The 16,868-nt window shown below is 60.4% G+C and carries 17 protein-coding genes; 2 read left to right on the top strand and 15 right to left on the bottom strand.

The window, feature by feature from the left end:
• The first annotated feature begins 268 nt into the window (after positions 1 to 268).
• Positions 269 to 478 carry a cold-shock protein gene (locus V6607_RS06410; protein WP_002554837.1) on the top strand — a complete coding sequence of 70 codons (210 nt, stop codon included), beginning with the start codon at positions 269 to 271 and terminating at the stop codon, positions 476 to 478.
• 334 nt (positions 479 to 812) lie between these two features.
• Here the strand turns inward: V6607_RS06410 and rpoS are convergent, their stop codons facing one another.
• From rpoS to V6607_RS06370, 8 genes are all read right to left on the bottom strand, one after another.
• On the bottom strand, positions 813 to 1,817 hold the full coding sequence (gene rpoS / locus V6607_RS06405) for an RNA polymerase sigma factor RpoS (RefSeq protein WP_003219274.1): 1,005 nt from the start codon (positions 1,815 to 1,817) through the stop codon (positions 813 to 815).
• A 105-nt stretch (positions 1,818 to 1,922) separates the two neighbouring features.
• Positions 1,923 to 2,759 (bottom strand): peptidoglycan DD-metalloendopeptidase family protein, encoded by an 837-nt coding sequence (locus tag V6607_RS06400; RefSeq protein WP_032898924.1) that lies wholly within the window; start codon positions 2,757 to 2,759, stop codon positions 1,923 to 1,925.
• Between the two features lie 210 nt (positions 2,760 to 2,969).
• The gene (locus V6607_RS06395; protein ID WP_010176736.1) at positions 2,970 to 3,605 is read right to left on the bottom strand and encodes a protein-L-isoaspartate(D-aspartate) O-methyltransferase; all 636 of its coding nucleotides are present in this window, start codon (positions 3,603 to 3,605) and stop codon (positions 2,970 to 2,972) included.
• A gap of 41 nt (positions 3,606 to 3,646) precedes the next feature.
• Positions 3,647 to 4,396 (bottom strand): 5'/3'-nucleotidase SurE, encoded by a 750-nt coding sequence (surE, locus tag V6607_RS06390; RefSeq protein WP_003219278.1) that lies wholly within the window; start codon positions 4,394 to 4,396, stop codon positions 3,647 to 3,649.
• On the bottom strand, positions 4,384 to 5,442 hold the full coding sequence (gene truD / locus V6607_RS06385; protein WP_338743465.1) for a tRNA pseudouridine(13) synthase TruD: 1,059 nt from the start codon (positions 5,440 to 5,442) through the stop codon (positions 4,384 to 4,386). The genes surE and truD overlap by 13 nt, the downstream gene beginning before the upstream one ends.
• Complete coding sequence (gene ispF, locus V6607_RS06380) at positions 5,439 to 5,912, bottom strand: 2-C-methyl-D-erythritol 2,4-cyclodiphosphate synthase (protein ID WP_003219282.1); 474 nt, start codon at positions 5,910 to 5,912, stop codon at positions 5,439 to 5,441. Before ispF ends, truD begins: the two co-directional genes overlap by 4 nt.
• A gap of 54 nt (positions 5,913 to 5,966) precedes the next feature.
• Complete coding sequence (gene fghA, locus V6607_RS06375) at positions 5,967 to 6,812, bottom strand: S-formylglutathione hydrolase (protein ID WP_003219284.1); 846 nt, start codon at positions 6,810 to 6,812, stop codon at positions 5,967 to 5,969.
• An 8-nt stretch (positions 6,813 to 6,820) separates the two neighbouring features.
• Positions 6,821 to 7,933 carry an S-(hydroxymethyl)glutathione dehydrogenase/class III alcohol dehydrogenase gene (locus tag V6607_RS06370; RefSeq protein ID WP_134325833.1) on the bottom strand — a complete coding sequence of 371 codons (1,113 nt, stop codon included), beginning with the start codon at positions 7,931 to 7,933 and terminating at the stop codon, positions 6,821 to 6,823.
• Between the two features lie 109 nt (positions 7,934 to 8,042).
• On the opposite strand from V6607_RS06370, the gene V6607_RS06365 reads away from it, so the two are divergent.
• Positions 8,043 to 8,939, top strand: coding sequence for a LysR substrate-binding domain-containing protein (locus V6607_RS06365; RefSeq protein WP_003219287.1), 897 nt, complete (start codon positions 8,043 to 8,045; stop codon positions 8,937 to 8,939).
• Positions 8,940 to 8,965: 26 nt separating this feature from the next.
• Here the strand turns inward: V6607_RS06365 and ispD are convergent, their stop codons facing one another.
• The 7 genes from ispD to V6607_RS06330 all read right to left on the bottom strand — a co-directional run bounded on the left by ispD (position 8,966) and on the right by V6607_RS06330 (position 16,767).
• The gene (ispD, locus tag V6607_RS06360; protein WP_134325832.1) at positions 8,966 to 9,676 is read right to left on the bottom strand and encodes a 2-C-methyl-D-erythritol 4-phosphate cytidylyltransferase; all 711 of its coding nucleotides are present in this window, start codon (positions 9,674 to 9,676) and stop codon (positions 8,966 to 8,968) included.
• Complete coding sequence (gene ftsB, locus V6607_RS06355) at positions 9,673 to 9,951, bottom strand: cell division protein FtsB (protein ID WP_003219292.1); 279 nt, start codon at positions 9,949 to 9,951, stop codon at positions 9,673 to 9,675. The genes ispD and ftsB overlap by 4 nt, the downstream gene beginning before the upstream one ends.
• A 171-nt stretch (positions 9,952 to 10,122) precedes the next feature.
• The gene (gene eno / locus V6607_RS06350; protein ID WP_003219294.1) at positions 10,123 to 11,412 is read right to left on the bottom strand and encodes a phosphopyruvate hydratase; all 1,290 of its coding nucleotides are present in this window, start codon (positions 11,410 to 11,412) and stop codon (positions 10,123 to 10,125) included.
• A 156-nt stretch (positions 11,413 to 11,568) separates the two neighbouring features.
• Complete coding sequence (gene kdsA / locus V6607_RS06345; protein WP_003219295.1) at positions 11,569 to 12,414, bottom strand: 3-deoxy-8-phosphooctulonate synthase; 846 nt, start codon at positions 12,412 to 12,414, stop codon at positions 11,569 to 11,571.
• Positions 12,415 to 12,419: 5 nt separating this feature from the next.
• The gene (locus V6607_RS06340; RefSeq protein WP_003219298.1) at positions 12,420 to 14,051 is read right to left on the bottom strand and encodes a CTP synthase; all 1,632 of its coding nucleotides are present in this window, start codon (positions 14,049 to 14,051) and stop codon (positions 12,420 to 12,422) included.
• A gap of 273 nt (positions 14,052 to 14,324) precedes the next feature.
• A complete protein-coding gene (tilS, locus tag V6607_RS06335) occupies positions 14,325 to 15,644 on the bottom strand; it encodes a tRNA lysidine(34) synthetase TilS (RefSeq protein WP_134325831.1) in 1,320 nt (439 codons plus the stop codon).
• A gap of 175 nt (positions 15,645 to 15,819) precedes the next feature.
• Positions 15,820 to 16,767 carry an acetyl-CoA carboxylase carboxyltransferase subunit alpha gene (locus V6607_RS06330; RefSeq protein WP_003219302.1) on the bottom strand — a complete coding sequence of 316 codons (948 nt, stop codon included), beginning with the start codon at positions 16,765 to 16,767 and terminating at the stop codon, positions 15,820 to 15,822.
• Positions 16,768 to 16,868 lie beyond the last annotated feature (101 nt).

Raw genomic sequence — 16,868 nt, 5'->3', positions numbered from 1 at the left:
GGGCGGGGCGCACCTTCAATCGTGGGGTGTTGGTGCGGTATCAGGGTGCCGCCAGTCACGAAAATAGAGAAACCTTCGGAAATACCATTGGCACGTTCCGGAAAAAGGGTTAAGGTGGCGCCACTGTGCTGCTTGTGTCACTGAGAATCTCTACACGATATGTTGAATTTCGATCCAACCATCTCCAAGAATTTTTCCTGCTCTTTGCACTCAGTCTCGGCCAGGGCTTTTCCTGAGTCGCAGTTAACTTTGTCCAAGGAGATACACCATGTCTAATCGCCAAACTGGTACCGTTAAGTGGTTCAACGATGAAAAAGGCTTCGGCTTCATCACTCCACAATCCGGTGACGACCTGTTCGTTCACTTCAAAGCTATCCAATCCGACGGCTTCAAAAGCCTGAAAGAAGGCCAACAGGTTTCTTTCATCGCTACCCGCGGTCAGAAAGGCATGCAAGCTGAAGAAGTTCAAGTTATCTAACTTGTACTGATTTAGTCGAAAAGCCCCGCCCTCAAAAGCGGGGCTTTTTTGTGCCCGCTCGTTCCTACGCTCTGTGTGGGAATGCCTCTTGTGACGCTCTGCGTCACGCTTTGGGACGCGGAGCGTCCTGGGCTGCATTCCCACGCAGAGCGTGGGAACGAGCAAAGCGGGGCTTTTTTTGTGCTCGGGATTTGCCAATCACACGATGTAATTCCATGCACAAAAAAATGTGGGAGCGGGCTTGCTCGCGAAAGCGGTGAATCAGTCGCCAGATAGGCTGACTGAAACACCGTTTTCGCGAGCAAGCCCGCTCCCACATTTCATCCTGCGTCGTTTATTGAAACAACGACTCACTCGACAAGCCATTCTTCTCGAGGATCTCGCGCAAGCGCTTGAGGCCCTCGACCTGGATCTGCCGCACCCGCTCACGGGTCAAGCCAATCTCCAGGCCAACATCTTCCAGGGTGCTGCTTTCGTGGCCGCGCAGCCCGAAGCGGCGAATCACCACCTCACGCTGTTTGTCCGTCAGCTCCGAAAGCCACTGGTCGATGCTTTGCGACAGATCGTCGTCCTGCAGCAACTCACATGGGTCCGTAGGACGATCATCGGTCAGGGTGTCCAGCAGGGTTTTATCCGAATCCGGACCCAGCGAGACATCGACGGAAGACACCCGCTCATTGAGACCGAGCATGCGCTTGACCTCTCCCACCGGTTTTTCCAGCAGGTTGGCGATTTCTTCAGGCGAAGGTTCATGATCGAGTTTCTGTGTCAGCTCACGCGCCGCCCGCAGGTAGACGTTGAGCTCCTTGACCACATGGATCGGCAACCGGATCGTACGGGTCTGATTCATGATCGCCCGTTCGATGGTCTGACGAATCCACCAGGTGGCGTAGGTCGAAAAGCGGAAGCCCCGCTCAGGGTCGAACTTTTCCACCGCCCGGATCAGGCCGAGATTGCCCTCTTCGATCAAGTCCAACAGGGACAGCCCACGATTGACGTAGCGTCGGGCGATTTTCACCACCAGTCGCAGGTTGCTTTCAATCATGCGCTTGCGCCCAGCCGGATCGCCCTTTTGCGACAAGCGCGCAAAATGGACTTCTTCTTCGGGAGTGAGCAGAGGGGAAAAGCCGATTTCATTGAGGTACAACTGAGTCGCGTCGAGCGCCCGTGTGTAATCAATGTACTTGTGTTGCTTTAACGCGGTGGAGTTCTTGGATTTGGTGCGAACTGAAGGTACAGCAGGTCCCTCATTCGACATCGATTCCGTATCGATGACAGTCTCCATAAGGAGAACCTCATCGTCGATGTCAAACTCCGGCGCTTCTTTACTGAGAGCCATTGTTATAGTCCTTTGGTGAGTTCGACCTCAAGCTCAAGCGACGCCTTTATCCTTGGCAACGCTGGAGCCTGTTCCTACTACGTGAGGAACAGGCTGTGCAACACATCAACGACGGGGAAGGAATTGCAGCGGATCAACAGGCTTCCCTTGGCGGCGAATCTCAAAGTGCAGTTTCACCCGGTCTGTACCAGTTGACCCCATTTCGGCAATTGTCTGTCCGACTTTGACCTGCTGCCCCTCCCGAACCAACAGCCTGCGGTTGTGACCGTAGGCACTGACGTAGGTATCGCTGTGTTTGATGATGACCAGCTCGCCGTAGCCCCGTAAACCACTCCCGGCGTATACCACTGTCCCATCAGACGCAGCTAAAACAGGCTGTCCCAAATCCCCGGCGATATCAATGCCTTTATTCAAACTACCGTTTGAAGAGAATTTTCCAATAAGGATGCCATTTGAGGGCCATCCCCAGCCGGTCGGTGCGGGCCCCGCCGGCGGCATCGGCGCAGGTGCCGGCTTGCTCGCAACGCTAGGCGCGGCGGTGCCTGCAGGCCGGGTGATGATGGTGGTCTTGCTCGAAGACGACGGCGAAGAAGCCGTGTTTGTGACTACCGCGGTCGGTGTTGAACCGGTTCGTCCATCGAAACGAATGGTCTGACCTGGATGTATCGTGTATGGCACAGGGATGTTGTTACGGGCGGCGAGCGCCTTGTAATCCCAGCCATAACGAAAGGCGATCGAGAACATCGTATCGCCCTTGCGCACGACGTATTGGCCTGTGGTAACGGTAGGTTTCTGCGGTACCGCGTTATTGCGGTCGACCACCCGCGCACCACCGGATGGCGTGCTTGAACAAGCCGCCAGCAAGGAACTCAAGACAAGGCCAATCACCAGTCGCTGAAAGCTTGTTTGACTCATACGCTGTGCAATGACCGTGAGACTCACCCGCCGCTCCCTTTGTGGTGGCTGACTATGAACGCCTGTATCAGGCTTGAAATATGACGCAAGTATAACTGGCCGTTGGGTTTTTACTGGAAACACGACTCTAAAGAAAATTTCATCATGTTTAACTCCGACGGCTGATGATGTGGACTCAACAGACCCCGCTGTAAGACACATACCCGGCAATAGAATTCAGTACGCAGGAATAATTGATCAGGCCAGCGGACCGTTGAGCAGCGGGACAAAACGCACGGCGCCGAGCACATGCCGGGAAAAGCCCTCTTCCTCGCGAATGATCAACATTAATTGTTGCACTTCGCCGGAGCCCACCGGAATCACCAGGCGCCCGCCGGGAGCCAATTGATCGAGCAACGCCTGGGGCACGTCGGTCGCCACGGCGGTGACGATAATGCCGTTGTATGGCGCCAGTGCCGGCCAGCCTTCCCAGCCATCGCCCCAACGGAATACCACGTTGCGCAGGTTCAACTCCACCAGGCGTTCCTTGGCCCGGTCTTGCAACACCTTGATGCGCTCCACGGAAAACACCCGCTCCACCAGCTGCGACAACACGGCCGTCTGGTAGCCGGAGCCGGTGCCGATTTCCAGCACCTTGTCCAGCGGGCCCGCCGCCAGCAGCAACTCACTCATCCGCGCCACCATATAGGGCTGGGAGATGGTCTGGTTGTGGCCGATGGGCAAGGCTGTGTCTTCATAGGCGCGGTGCGCCAGGGCTTCATCGACAAACAGATGCCGCGGGGTACGCCGGATGACTTCCAGCACCTGGGCATTGGACAGCCCTTCTTCATACAGGCGCTGGATCAATCGCTCGCGGGTGCGCTGGGAGGTCATCCCGATGCCCCGGCGCAGCAGGTCGTCTTGTTCACGAGCCATCAGCGCAGCCCCTCCAGCCAGCCATCGAGGCTACTGAAGGCATCACTGAAGGTGCGATCGAGTTGCAACGGGGTAATCGAGACATAACCTTGCATCACCGCATGAAAGTCCGTGCCCTCGCCACCGTCCTCGGCATCGCCGGCAGCGGCAATCCAGTACCCTTCCCTGCCACGCGGGTCGACCACCTTCAGCGGCGCTGCCGCACGGGCACGGTGGCCGAGGCGGGTCAGCTGGATACCGCGAATGTGGTCCAGGGGCAGATTGGGAATATTGACGTTGAGCACCGTGCGCGGCGGCAGGACCAGGGTGTCATGGGCCTCCACCAGCTTGCGGGCGAAATACGCCGCAGTCGCCAGGTTGTCCAATTGACGGGACGCAAACGAAAAAGCGAACGAGGTCCGACCGAGGAAGCGCCCTTCAAGGGCTGCCGCCACCGTACCGGAATACAGCACGTCGTCACCCAGGTTGGCGCCCAGGTTGATCCCGGAAACCACCAGGTCCGGCTCGCGGTCCAGCAGGCTGTTGATCGCCAGGTGCACGCAGTCGGTCGGCGTGCCATTCACGCTGATAAAGCCGTTGGGCAACGTCTGTGTATGCAACGGACGGTCGAGCGTCAGCGAGCTGCTGGCGCCGCTTTTGTCCTGGTCCGGGGCAACCACCACGCACTCGGCGTAATCCGCCAGCGCAGCATGAAGCGCGGCAAGGCCGGGTGCAGTGACCCCGTCGTCGTTAGATATCAGAATACGCATGGGCTGTCCGTCTGCCCCACCGGCACCAGATCTACAAGCTCGCGCACCAAGACAGTGGCGAAGCATCCAGCCGGCAGGACGAATTCCAATTGCAGAATGTCAGGTTCGGGATAATGCCACGTCAACCCGCCAATGGGCAGTCGAAGAATGCGACGTTCCTGGCTCATGCCGGCTTTCACCAGCCAATCCCGCAGTTCGGCTTCACCGTCGGCAATCGCCTGTTCCAGCGCAAAGGTTGCCCCCGCCGCCGGCGAATCACCTTCGCCCCACTGCGGGCCGGTGGGATGCAGGTCGAGGATTGCCAGGCGCGGGTCGCTGCATTCAGCCTCCCCCGCCGGGAAAAAGCTGCGGCTGTCGGTAAACGCCAGCAAGTCACCGACCTGGGCGCGCTGCCAGGAACCGTCGGCCACCCGCGCCGCCAGCACTTTATTGAACAGGAAGCTGCGGGCCGTCGAGAGCAGGCGCGAACGCACATTGCGCTGCTCCGGCAAGGCCTTGCGCGCCGCCCAGTCACGGGCATCGACGACGTTGCCGCCGTTATGGCCGAAACGCTGGGCGCCGAAATAGTTGGGAATGCCTTGCCTGGCGATCAGTTGCAGGCGGGCGTCGATGGCCGCCGCATCCCCGGCAAACTGGGTCAGGCGCAAGGTAAAGCCGTTGGCCGAATGCGCGCCGCGCTGCAGCTTGCGCTTGTGACGGCCGGTCTTGAGGATCTTCAGGGTGTCGTTTTCAGCCGCGCTCAGGTCCGGGTCCGCCTTGCCCGGCAACTGCACGCTGAACCACTGGCGTGTCAGCGCCTGGCGGTCCTTGAGCCCGGCGTAGCTGACGGTACGCAACGGCACGCCCGCCGCCTTGGCAATCCGCCGCGCCGCCTCTTCGGTATTCAGGCCGCGCTTTTCCACCCACAACCACAGGTGTTCACCCTCGCCGGTCAGCGGGATATCCAGCACTTCATCCACCTGGAAGTCTTCAGCGGTGGCCTTCAGAACAGCGCTGCCCAAGGCCTCGCCATAGGCACGCGGGCCCAGCAGTTGCAGATCATTCATGCGCGCAGCAACAAGGCAACGGAGTGCACGGCAATGCCCTCTTCGCGACCGGTAAACCCGAGCTTTTCGGTGGTGGTGGCTTTTACGTTCACTTGATCCAACTCAACTTGAAGATCCGCGGCAATCAGCGCGCGCATCGTTTCGATATGCGGGGCCATCTTGGGCGCCTGGGCGACGATGGTGTTGTCGACGTTGCCGACCTTCCAGCCCTTGGCATGGATCAAGCCGACCACGTGACGCAACAGCACACGGCTGTCCGCGCCCTTGAAGGTCGGGTCGGTGTCCGGAAAGTGCTTGCCGATGTCGCCCAACGCGGCTGCGCCGAGCAAGGCATCGCTCAAGGCATGCAGCACCACGTCGCCGTCGGAATGAGCCAGCAACCCGTGGTGGTGCGCGATCCGCACGCCGCCCAGGGTGATGAAATCGCCTTCGGCGAAACGGTGCACATCATAGCCGTGGCCAATACGCATAAAAAAACGCCCCGATTTAATTCAGGGCGTGATTCTACCTACTTTTGCCTCACATTAACCGAGCAAAGCGCGCGCGTGATGGCGTAAGTGGTCTTCGATGAAGCTGGCGATAAAGAAGTAGCTGTGGTCATAGCCCGGTTGCAGGCGCAGCTCCAGCGGATGGTTCGCCGCCCTGGCCGCTTGTTGCAACGCTTCAGGCTTGAGCTGCACCGCGAGGAAATCGTCGCGGTCGCCCTGGTCCACCAGCAATGGCAGCTTTTCCGAGGCTTCGCTGATCAACACGCAGGCATCCCATTCGCGCCATTTCGAGCGCTCTTCGCCGAGGTAGCGGGAGAATGCCTTCTGGCCCCACGGGCAATCCATCGGGTTGTTGATCGGCGAGAACGCCGACACCGACTGATAACGCCCCGGGTTGCGCAAGGCACACACCAGCGCGCCGTGGCCGCCCATGGAGTGGCCGCTGATCCCGCGTTTGGCCGACGCCGGGAAATGCGCCTCGACCAATGCCGGCAACTCCTGCACCACGTAGTCATGCATCCGATAGTGCTGGGCCCAGGGCTCCTGGGTGGCGTTCAGGTAGAAACCGGCGCCCAGGCCAAAGTCCCAGGCGTTGTCCGGATCACCCGGCACACCGGGGCCGCGCGGGCTGGTGTCCGGCGCAACAATGATCAACCCCAGCTCGGCTGCCATGCGTTGCGCGCCGGCCTTCTGCATGAAGTTCTCATCGGTGCAGGTCAGGCCCGATAGCCAGTACAGCACCGGCAATTTGCCGCCCTGCTCCGCTTGCGGCGGCAGGTACACGGCGAAGGTCATGTCGCAACCCAGCACGTCGGAATGATGCTTGTAGCGTTTATGCCAGCCGCCGAAGCTTTTCTGGCACGACAGGTTTTCCAGACTCATGGCCGACCTCAGAAGTGAATGACGGTGCGGATGCTCTTGCCTTCATGCATCAGGTCAAACGCCTTGTTGATATCTTCCAGGCCCATGGTGTGGGTGATGAACGTATCCAGCGGGATTTCACCGGCCTGGGCCATTTCCACATAGCTTGGCAACTCGCTGCGACCGCGCACGCCGCCGAACGCCGAACCGCGCCAGACGCGGCCGGTGACCAGTTGGAACGGACGGGTCGCGATTTCCTGGCCGGCACCGGCCACACCGATGATCACCGACTCGCCCCAACCTTTGTGGCAGCACTCAAGGGCCGCACGCATCAGTTGGACATTGCCGATGCACTCGAAGGAAAAGTCGACGCCGCCGTCGGTCAAATCGACGATCACGTCCTGGATCGGGCGGTCGTAGTCTTTCGGGTTGATGCAGTCGGTGGCACCCAGCTGCCTGGCGATTTCAAACTTGGCCGGGTTGATGTCGATGGCAATGATGCGGACGGCCTTGGCTTTCACCGCGCCGATCACCGCCGACAGGCCGATGCCGCCCAGGCCGAAGATGGCCACGGTGTCGCCCGGCTTGACCTTGGCGGTGTTGATCACTGCACCGATACCGGTGGTGACACCACAGCCCAGCAGGCAGACTTTTTCCAGCGGCGCTTCTTTGGGAATCTTGGCCACGGAGATTTCCGGCAGCACGGTGTATTCGGAGAAGGTCGAAGTGCCCATGTAGTGGAAAATCGGCTGGCCCTTGTAGGAAAAGCGCGAAGTACCGTCGGGCATCAGGCCTTTGCCCTGGGTGGCGCGAATCGCCTGGCAGAGGTTGGTCTTGCCCGACAGGCAGAATTTGCACTTGCCGCATTCCGGGGTGTACAGAGGGATCACGTGGTCGCCCACCGCCACCGAGGTCACGCCTTCGCCGATGGCTTCAACCACGGCGCCGCCCTCGTGGCCGAGGATCGACGGGAAAATGCCTTCCGGGTCCGCGCCCGACAGGGTGTAGGCATCGGTATGGCACACACCGGACGCCACCACCCGCAACAGCACCTCGCCCGCCTTGGGCATGGCCACATCCACTTCAACGATCTCGAGGGGTTTCTTGGCTTCGAAGGCTACGGCCGCGCGGGACTTGATCATCCGGTTTCTCCATCGGGTTAAAAACGTAAGACCGGCAGTGTAAAACATGCTCATCTGATTAATAATCCAGACAAAAGCAAAACATTATTGCCGCACAGGGACAATCAGCATGCTGGAAAACCGCTGGGAGGGCATCGACGAGTTCGTCGCCGTGGCCGAATGCAGCCAATTCACCGCGGCCGCCGAGCGCCTGGGCGTGTCGTCGTCCCATATCAGCCGCCAGGTCGCGCGACTGGAAGAGCGCCTGCAAACACGCTTGCTGTATCGCAGCACGCGCAAGGTGACATTGACCGAAGCCGGCCAGACCTTCCTGCAACATTGCCAGCGATTGCAGGACGGTCGCGAAGAAGCCTTGCGCGCCGTGGGCGACCTGGCCAGCGAGCCCAAGGGAATGTTGCGCATGACCTGCGCAGTGGCTTACGGCGAGCGTTTTATCGTGCCGCTGGTGACGCGGTTCATGGCGCTTTATCCGCAATTGCGCGTGGACGTGGAATTGACCAACCGCCAGCTGGACCTGGTGCACGAAGGCCTGGACCTGGCGATTCGCCTCGGGCGCCTGGCGGATTCGCGCATGGTTGCCAGCCGCCTCGCGCCGCGACGTATGTACCTGTGCGCGTCACCATCCTACCTGGCCAGGTACGGGCGGCCACATAGCTTGTCGGAGTTAAGCCGGCATAACTGCCTGATCGGCAGCTCGGATATTTGGCAACTGGCCCAGGACGGGCGCGAATTTTCCCAGCGGGTACAGGGAAACTGGCGCTGCAACAGCGGGCAAGCGGTGCTGGATGCGGCCCTGCAAGGTGTCGGTCTTTGCCAGTTGCCGGACTATTACGTGCTGGAGCATTTGCACAGCGGCGCACTGGTGTCGTTACTCGAAGCCCATCAACCGCCCAACACCGCGGTTTGGGCGCTGTACCCGCAACAACGCCACCTTTCGCCCAAGGTGCGAAAACTGGTGGACTTTCTCAAGGAGGGCCTGGGCAACCATCCCGTCTACCTGAGATAGACTGCTACGGCCCGGCTGGCTGATCGTCAGGAAGACTGGAAGGCCCGACGCTGGCGCAGCCATTCAAGGTCTTCCGGGCGGGTGACCTTGAGGTTGTCGGAACGGCCTTCGATCAGGCGAGGCGCATGCCCGGCCCATTCCATGGCCGAGGCTTCGTCGGTGATGACCACGTCCGAGACCAGGCTGTCGGCCAAGGCCCGGTGCAGCGCGCCAAGGTGGAACATCTGCGGGGTGTAGGCCTGCCAGATCGGCGTGCGATCAACCGTTTCCAACACGCGCCCGTGCTTGTCGGCGCGCTTGAGGGTGTCCCGCGCCGGCACGGCCAGCAGCCCACCCACGCTGTCGTCGGCCAGTTCAAAGAGCAACTTGTCCAGGTCATCGCGGCTGAGGTTCGGCCGGGCGGCGTCATGCACCAGCACCCAATCGTCATCGCTGGCGCCCTGGCCGTGCAGGTAAAGCAAGGCATTGAGGACCGAACCCGAGCGCTCTTCGCCGCCGTCAACGCGCACAATGCGTGGGTCGGCGGCGCAAGCCAGGGTCGGCCAGTAAGGGTCATCCATCGCAACGCTGACCACCAGCCCCTTGAGGCCCGGATGATCGAGGAAACAGCCAAGGCTGTGTTCGAGAATAGTGCGCCCACCCAATTGCAAGTACTGCTTGGGACGGTCCGCGGCCATACGGGCACCCACGCCCGCGGCAGGAATCACGGCCCAGAAGGCCGGTGACGAAATGCTCATTGGGCCAACTGGTAGAGGGTTTCGCCCTCCTTGACCATGCCCAACTCATGGCGAGCCCGCTCTTCAACGGTCTCCATGCCTTTCTTCAATTCAAGTACTTCGGCATCGAGCACGCGATTGCGCTCCAGCAACACCTCGTTTTCGGCGTGCTGTGCGGCAATTTGCTGGGTCAGTTCGGTGACCTGCGCCAAGCTGCCATTCCCCACCCAAAGGCGGTACTGCAGGCCAGCCAGCAGCAAGAGCAAGACGAGGAACAACCAATTGGGACTGCGCATCGAATATCGGGTATCCAGTGAAAAAAGACAGCCATGCAAAACTTTTGCAGCAACTGATAGCACGAAGCCTGGAAAAACCAGGCTTGTGCTTGTTAGTCATGAGATTAGCGCCGAAATTCACGCTGCCGTGATTTTTCCGACGTAATCCGCTGACCTTTTACCATTTAACAATCAGCCGCGAAACTCGCTGCGACCGTTGTACTTGGCTTTGCCGCCCAGTTGCTCTTCGATACGCAGCAATTGGTTGTACTTGGAAACGCGATCGGAACGGCACAGGGAACCGGTCTTGATCTGCCCAGCCGAAGTGCCCACGGCCAGGTCGGCAATGGTCGAGTCTTCGGTTTCGCCGGAGCGGTGGGAGATCACGGCGGTGTAGCCCGCAGCCTTGGCCATCTGGATGGCTTCCAGGGTTTCTGTCAGGGTGCCGATCTGGTTGAACTTGATCAGGATCGAGTTGGCGATCTTTTTGTCGATGCCTTCTTTCAGGATCTTGGTGTTGGTCACGAACAGGTCGTCGCCCACCAGCTGGATCTTCTCGCCGATCTTGTCGGTCAACACTTTCCAGCCAGCCCAGTCGGACTCGTCCAGGCCGTCTTCGATCGAGATGATCGGGTAGCGCTCGGTCAGGCCCTTGAGGTAGTCAGCAAAACCTTCCGAGGTGAACACGTGGCCTTCGCCGGACAGGTTGTACTTGCCGTCTTCGTAGAATTCGCTGGCCGCGCAGTCCAGGGCCAGGGTCACGTCGGTGCCCAGCTTGTAGCCAGCGTTGGCCACGGCTTCGGAGATCACTTTCAGTGCGTCTTCGTTGGACGCCAGGTTCGGCGCGAAACCACCTTCGTCACCCACTGCAGTGCTCAGGCCACGGGCCTTCAGCACAGCCTTGAGGTGATGGAAAATCTCGGTGCCCATGCGCAGGCCTTCGGAGAAGGTCTTGGCGCCAACCGGCTGCACCATGAATTCCTGGATGTCGACGTTGTTATCAGCGTGCTCGCCACCGTTGATGATGTTCATCATCGGAACCGGCATCGAGTAGACACCCGGAGTGCCGTTCAGGTTGGCGATGTGGGCGTACAGCGGCAGGTCCTGGTCCTGTGCAGCGGCCTTGGCAGCGGCCAGGGACACGGCGAGGATGGCGTTGGCGCCCAGGCTGCCTTTGTTTTCGGTACCGTCGAGCTTGATCATCGCGTGATCGAGGGCTTTCTGGTCAAGTGGATCCTTGCCCAGCAGCAGGTCGCGGATCGGGCCATTGATGTTGGCCACCGCCTTGAGTACACCCTTGCCCAGGTAACGGCTCTTGTCGCCATCACGCAGTTCCAGTGCTTCGCGGGAACCTGTGGAAGCACCGGACGGCGCGCAGGCGCTGCCGATGATGCCGTTATCGAGAAGCACGTCGGCTTCGACGGTAGGGTTGCCACGGGAGTCGAGAACTTCACGACCTTTGATGTCGACGATTTTTGCCATTGTTGTAAACACTCCAAAGTTGACGAAAACGACGCAGCTGAAGGAAATCTTTTGACCGACCGCAAGGGTGGAACAACGGGCAGGCTTGCAGGCGACAAGGCTCAGGCCTGCGGGCCTGAGCGTAAAGCGAGGGAAAGTCTACCGGAGAAATGGCGCTTACGCGGTCTCTACCGTCGGAAAACTCTTGACCAGGTCGTCCAACTGCTTCAACTGGGCCAGGAATGGCTCCAGCTTGTCCAGGCGCAGGGCGCATGGGCCGTCGCACTTGGCGTTGTCCGGGTCCGGGTGGGCTTCCAGGAACAAACCTGCCAGGGACTGGCTGATGCCGGCCTTGGCCAGGTCCAGTACCTGGGCACGGCGCCCGCCAGCGGAATCGGCGCGACCACCGGGCATTTGCAGCGCGTGGGTCACGTCGAAGAACACTGGGTATTCGAACTGTTTCATGATGCCGAAACCGAGCATGTCCACCACGAGGTTGTTGTAGCCGAAGCTCGAACCACGCTCGCAGAGGATCAACTGGTCGTTACCCGCTTCCACGCACTTGTTCAGGATATGTTTCATTTCCTGAGGCGCGAGGAACTGGGCTTTCTTGATATTGATCACAGCGCCGGTCTTGGCCATCGCGACCACGAGGTCGGTCTGGCGCGACAGGAAGGCCGGCAACTGGATGATGTCGCACACCTCGGCAACCACGGCAGCCTGCTCAGGCTCGTGGACGTCGGTGATGATCGGCACGCCGAAGGCTTGCTTGATGTCCTGGAAGATCCGCATGCCTTCTTCAAGGCCCGGGCCGCGGTAGGAGGTCACGGACGAACGGTTGGCCTTGTCGAAGCTGGCCTTGAATACGTAGGGGATACCGAGTTTCTCGGTCACCTTCACGTACTCTTCACAGACCTGCATCGCCATGTCGCGGCTTTCCAGCACGTTCATGCCGCCGAACAGCACCATGGGCTTGTCGTTGGCAATCTCGATGTCGCCTACGCGAATGATCTTCTGGGCCATCAGGTTTACGCCTTCTTCTGATGTTGCGTCAGTGCTGCTTTAACGAAGCCGCTGAACAACGGGTGACCGTCGCGCGGGGTCGAGGTGAACTCCGGGTGGAACTGGCAAGCCACGAACCATGGATGATCCGGTGCTTCAACCACTTCAACCAGCGCGCCATCACCGGAACGACCGGAGATTTTCAGGCCGGCTTCCATGATTTTCGGCAGCAGGTTGTTGTTCACTTCGTAGCGGTGACGGTGACGCTCGACAATCACGTCCTTGCCGTAGCAATCGTGAACCAGGGACCCCGGCTCCAGCAGGCAATCCTGCGCGCCGAGGCGCATGGTGCCGCCCAGGTCGGAGGCCTCGGTACGGGTTTCGACGGCGCCGGTGGCATCTTCCCACTCGGTGATCAGGCCCACGACCGGATGGCCGCTGGTGCGATCGAACTCGGTGGAGTTGGCGTCTTTCCAGCCCATCACGTTACGAGCGAACTCGATGACCGCCACTTGCATGCCCAGGCAGATCCCCAGGTACGGCACCTTGTTCTCACGAGCGTACTGGACGGCAGTGATCTTGCCTTCCACGCCACGCAGACCGAAGCCGCCCGGAACCAGGATGGCGTCAACGCCTTCCAGCAACGCGGTGCCCTGGTTCTCGATGTCTTCGGAGTCGATGTAGCGCAGGTTGACCTTGGTGCGGTTGCTGATGCCCGCGTGGCTCATCGCTTCGATCAGCGACTTGTAGGCGTCCAGCAGCTCCATGTACTTGCCGACCATGGCGATGGTGACTTCATGCTCAGGGTTGAGCTTGGCGTCGACCACGGCTTCCCACTCGGACAGATCGGCGCCGCCACACTGCAGGCCGAAGCGCTCGACGACAAAATCATCCAGGCCCTGGGAATGCAGGATGCCCGGGATCTTGTAGATGGTGTCGGCGTCTTCCAGGGCGATTACCGCACGTTCTTCAACGTTGGTGAACTGGGCGATCTTGCGACGGGACGCGATGTCGATCGCGTGGTCGGAGCGGCACACCAGCACGTCCGGCTGCAGGCCGATGGAACGCAGTTCCTTGACCGAGTGCTGGGTAGGCTTGGTTTTGGTTTCGCCGGCGGTGGCGATGTACGGCACCAGCGTCAGGTGCATCAGCATCGCGCGCTTGGCGCCGACTTCGAAACGCAACTGGCGGATGGCTTCGAGGAACGGTTGGGATTCGATGTCACCCACGGTGCCACCGATCTCGACCATCGCCACGTCGGCATCGCCTGCACCCTTGATGATGCGGCGCTTGATTTCGTCGGTGATGTGCGGGATCACCTGGATGGTTGCACCCAGGTAGTCACCACGGCGCTCCTTGCGCAGCACGTGCTCGTAGACACGGCCGGTGGTGAAGTTGTTGTTCTGGGTCATGGTCGTGCGGATGAACCGCTCGTAGTGGCCCAGGTCCAGGTCGGTCTCGGCGCCGTCGTGGGTGACGAACACTTCACCGTGCTGGAACGGGCTCATGGTGCCCGGGTCAACGTTGATGTACGGGTCCAGCTTGAGCATGGTGACCTTAAGTCCCCGCGCCTCCAGGATGGCCGCCAATGAAGCGGAGGCAATGCCTTTCCCCAATGAAGAAACAACACCGCCCGTGACGAATATGTAGCGCGTCATGAAAAACCCTAGAAGTCTGCGTTAAAGCGGTCCGAGCCGCCGGGGAAAGCGAAGGAAGGCCGAAGCCCCCGATCACCTGCATTAATCACAGTGCACCTTTCAAAAAAACCGCCGCGTTGTGACAGACCAGCAATGAAACACCGGTACGTTGATCGCTACACATTTTTTGGAATCGCCCAGCAAAGACTGCTTGGTAATCGGCAACTGCTGCGATTCAGGCGAATCCACAGAAGTTGTATCAAGAAGGGAGCGTAGTCTACCGGAAAGGCTCTATCAGCTCAAACCTTGATCGCAGGTTGGTGGCATCCAATGTAATTGCCAGCCGGTACCGCCACCCGCCGCAAGCCCCGGCAGGTTGGCCACAGCCAGCAATTGCTGGCCCTGATACAGCAGCGGCAATCTGCCACGGATGAAGCCTGGCACCGCACTTTCGTTAAGCAAGCGCTTCAGGTCGCGCCGGCCCCGGCCTGGCAATTCCATGATTTCACCGCCCTGGCGATAACGGATGCTCAGGGGGCCTTCGGGTGCACTGCCGCTGAAGCGCACTTGGCCGTTACCGGGTAACTGTAGTGGGTTTTGCGGGTGCGGCCAGCTCACCGATGCGTCAGAAAATTCCGACCAACTGGCAGGTAACCACCAGATAAGTCCACCACAACGGTGCAATTGGCCGTCGGCCAGGCGCCACAGTGGCTGTGCATCGTGTTTGGCGTCGCGCAAGGTCGCCCAGCCGGTCCAGTGGTCACTGTCGGGCAAGCGTGTCAGCGGTGTCAGCCAGTGCCTAAGTGCGTTGCGCTGGCGGGCCTCGGAGAGCGCGGCAAGCGGTTCAAGGGTCAGCGAAGGCAATGCCAGCCAGGGAAACACCGGGTGCTGGCTGGCGGCCAGCAGGTCCATCTGCGCCAGTTCGTCGAGCAAGCCGTGGGCTTCGCTCAGATGTTCGGCGCTGCGGGCCATGGTGCTGACGGCTTGGGGCCAACGTTCAGTCAGGTGTGGGAAAACATGGTGGCGCAGGTAATTGCGGGAGAAACGCGGATCAGCGTTCGACGGGTCTTCGATCCAGGTCAATTGATGTTCACGGGCGTAGGCTTCAAGCTCGGCGCGAGACACATCCAGCAAGGGTCGCACCAGATAGCCATCTGCCAAAGGGCGTTGCGCGGGCATTGCCGCCAGGCCACGCACGCCAGCCCCACGCAACAGCCGAAACAGTAAGGTTTCTGCCTGATCGTCACGGTGCTGGCCCGTGACCAGCAACTCCCCTGCCCCGGTGACCTCGGCAAACGCCTGATACCGCGCGTCACGGGCCGCGCGCTCCAGGCTTGCACCTTGTTGCACTTGCACGCGGATCACCCGCAGAGGCACGCACAAGGCGTCGCACACGGACTGGCAATGGGCCGGCCACGCATCCGCCGCAGCTTGCAGCCCATGATGAACATGGATAGCGCTGAGTGGCGGGAGCTTGTCGATTTTGGCCAGCGTGGCCAGGAGGTGCAGCAGGACGGTGGAGTCGAGGCCGCCGGAGAAGGCGATATGCCAGGCCGGGGCGTTGCGCCAGGGCGCGACGGCTTGCAGGAGCTTGGCGGTTAACGTGGGCTTCATAGCAAAGTACGCCATCAATCTGGAATGCGATAACCAGCATACACAAGGCAAATGTGGGAGCGGGCTTGCTCGCGAATGCAGTGTGTCAGTCGCCAACTATATTGACTGAATCACCGCCTTCGCGAGCAAGCCCGCTCCCACACAAGCCCGCTCCCACATTTAGTAACGCGTCGGCTTAGAGACCGTAGCTCATCAGGCGCTCGTAACGACGGGCCAGCAGTGCCTCGTTGTCGAACTTCTTGAGCATCGCCAGCTGCGAGCTGAGTTCGGCACGAATGGTCGCGGCAGCGGCAGCCGGGTCACGGTGGGCGCCGCCCAATGGCTCGGCGATCACTTTATCCACGATACCCAGGCCTTTCAGGCGATCGGCAGTGATGCCCATGGCTTCCGCGGCATCCGGTGCCTTCTCGGCGGTTTTCCACAGGATCGAGGCGCAACCTTCCGGCGAGATCACCGCGTAGGTGGAATATTGCAGCATGTTCAGCTGGTCGCAGACGCCAATCGCCAATGCGCCGCCGGAACCGCCTTCGCCGATCACGGTAGCGATGATTGGCGTCTTCAGGCGCGCCATCACCCGCAGGTTCCAGGCGATCGCTTCGCTCTGGTTGCGCTCTTCAGCGTCGATACCCGGGTAGGCGCCCGGGGTGTCGATGAAGGTCAGGATCGGCATCTTGAAGCGCTCGGCCATTTCCATCAGGCGACAGGCCTTGCGGTAGCCTTCAGGGCGCGGCATGCCGAAGTTGCGGCGGACTTTCTCGCGCACTTCACGGCCTTTCTGGTGACCGATGACCATCACTGGCTGGTCGTCCAGGCGAGCGATACCGCCCACGATGGCGGCGTCGTCGGAGAAGTGACGGTCGCCGTGCAGCTCATCGAACTCGGTAAAGATATGGTCGATGTAGTCCAGGGTGTACGGACGGCGCGGGTGGCGGGCCAGGCGCGCGATCTGCCAGCTGGTCAGCTTGCCGAAGATGTCTTCGGTAAGCGTGCTGCTCTTGTCTTGCAGGCGAGCGATTTCATCGCCGATATTCAGCGAATTGTCATTGCCGACCAGGCGCAGCTCTTCGATCTTGGCTTGCAGGTCAGCGATCGGCTGTTCGAAATCAAGAAAATTCGGGTTCATAAGCGTCCGTCTTGGGTCGACGGCCAAGGAGTGCCTGGCCAGCCGGTTGTCTATTCGCGCCCTACCTTAAGGGAGAGGCGCGGTTAGGTCGAGATTAAATG

It is taken from the genome of Pseudomonas sp. KK18, assembly GCF_037094675.1.
GTDB lineage: Bacteria > Pseudomonadota > Gammaproteobacteria > Pseudomonadales > Pseudomonadaceae > Aquipseudomonas.
Note: the sequence above shows the minus strand (reverse complement) of the source record. Positions and strands in the feature narration are given on the sequence as shown.

Bases quoted from the DNA above. Each gene is read 5' to 3' on its own strand.
- V6607_RS06410 (WP_002554837.1), top strand. From the start codon at position 269: ATGTCTAATCGCCAAACTGGTACCGTTAAGTGGTTCAACGATGAAAAA.
- rpoS (WP_003219274.1), bottom strand. From the start codon at position 1,817: ATGGCTCTCAGTAAAGAAGCGCCGGAGTTTGACATCGACGATGAGGTT.
- V6607_RS06395 (WP_010176736.1), bottom strand. From the start codon at position 3,605: ATGACCTCCCAGCGCACCCGCGAGCGATTGATCCAGCGCCTGTATGAA.
- surE (WP_003219278.1), bottom strand. From the start codon at position 4,396: ATGCGTATTCTGATATCTAACGACGACGGGGTCACTGCACCCGGCCTT.
- truD (WP_338743465.1), bottom strand. From the start codon at position 5,442: ATGAATGATCTGCAACTGCTGGGCCCGCGTGCCTATGGCGAGGCCTTG.
- ispF (WP_003219282.1), bottom strand. From the start codon at position 5,912: ATGCGTATTGGCCACGGCTATGATGTGCACCGTTTCGCCGAAGGCGAT.
- fghA (WP_003219284.1), bottom strand. From the start codon at position 6,812: ATGAGTCTGGAAAACCTGTCGTGCCAGAAAAGCTTCGGCGGCTGGCAT.
- V6607_RS06370 (WP_134325833.1), bottom strand. From the start codon at position 7,933: ATGATCAAGTCCCGCGCGGCCGTAGCCTTCGAAGCCAAGAAACCCCTC.
- V6607_RS06365 (WP_003219287.1), top strand. From the start codon at position 8,043: ATGCTGGAAAACCGCTGGGAGGGCATCGACGAGTTCGTCGCCGTGGCC.
- ispD (WP_134325832.1), bottom strand. From the start codon at position 9,676: ATGAGCATTTCGTCACCGGCCTTCTGGGCCGTGATTCCTGCCGCGGGC.
- ftsB (WP_003219292.1), bottom strand. From the start codon at position 9,951: ATGCGCAGTCCCAATTGGTTGTTCCTCGTCTTGCTCTTGCTGCTGGCT.
- eno (WP_003219294.1), bottom strand. From the start codon at position 11,412: ATGGCAAAAATCGTCGACATCAAAGGTCGTGAAGTTCTCGACTCCCGT.
- kdsA (WP_003219295.1), bottom strand. From the start codon at position 12,414: ATGGCCCAGAAGATCATTCGCGTAGGCGACATCGAGATTGCCAACGAC.
- V6607_RS06340 (WP_003219298.1), bottom strand. From the start codon at position 14,051: ATGACGCGCTACATATTCGTCACGGGCGGTGTTGTTTCTTCATTGGGG.
- tilS (WP_134325831.1), bottom strand. From the start codon at position 15,644: ATGAAGCCCACGTTAACCGCCAAGCTCCTGCAAGCCGTCGCGCCCTGG.
- V6607_RS06330 (WP_003219302.1), bottom strand. From the start codon at position 16,767: ATGAACCCGAATTTTCTTGATTTCGAACAGCCGATCGCTGACCTGCAA.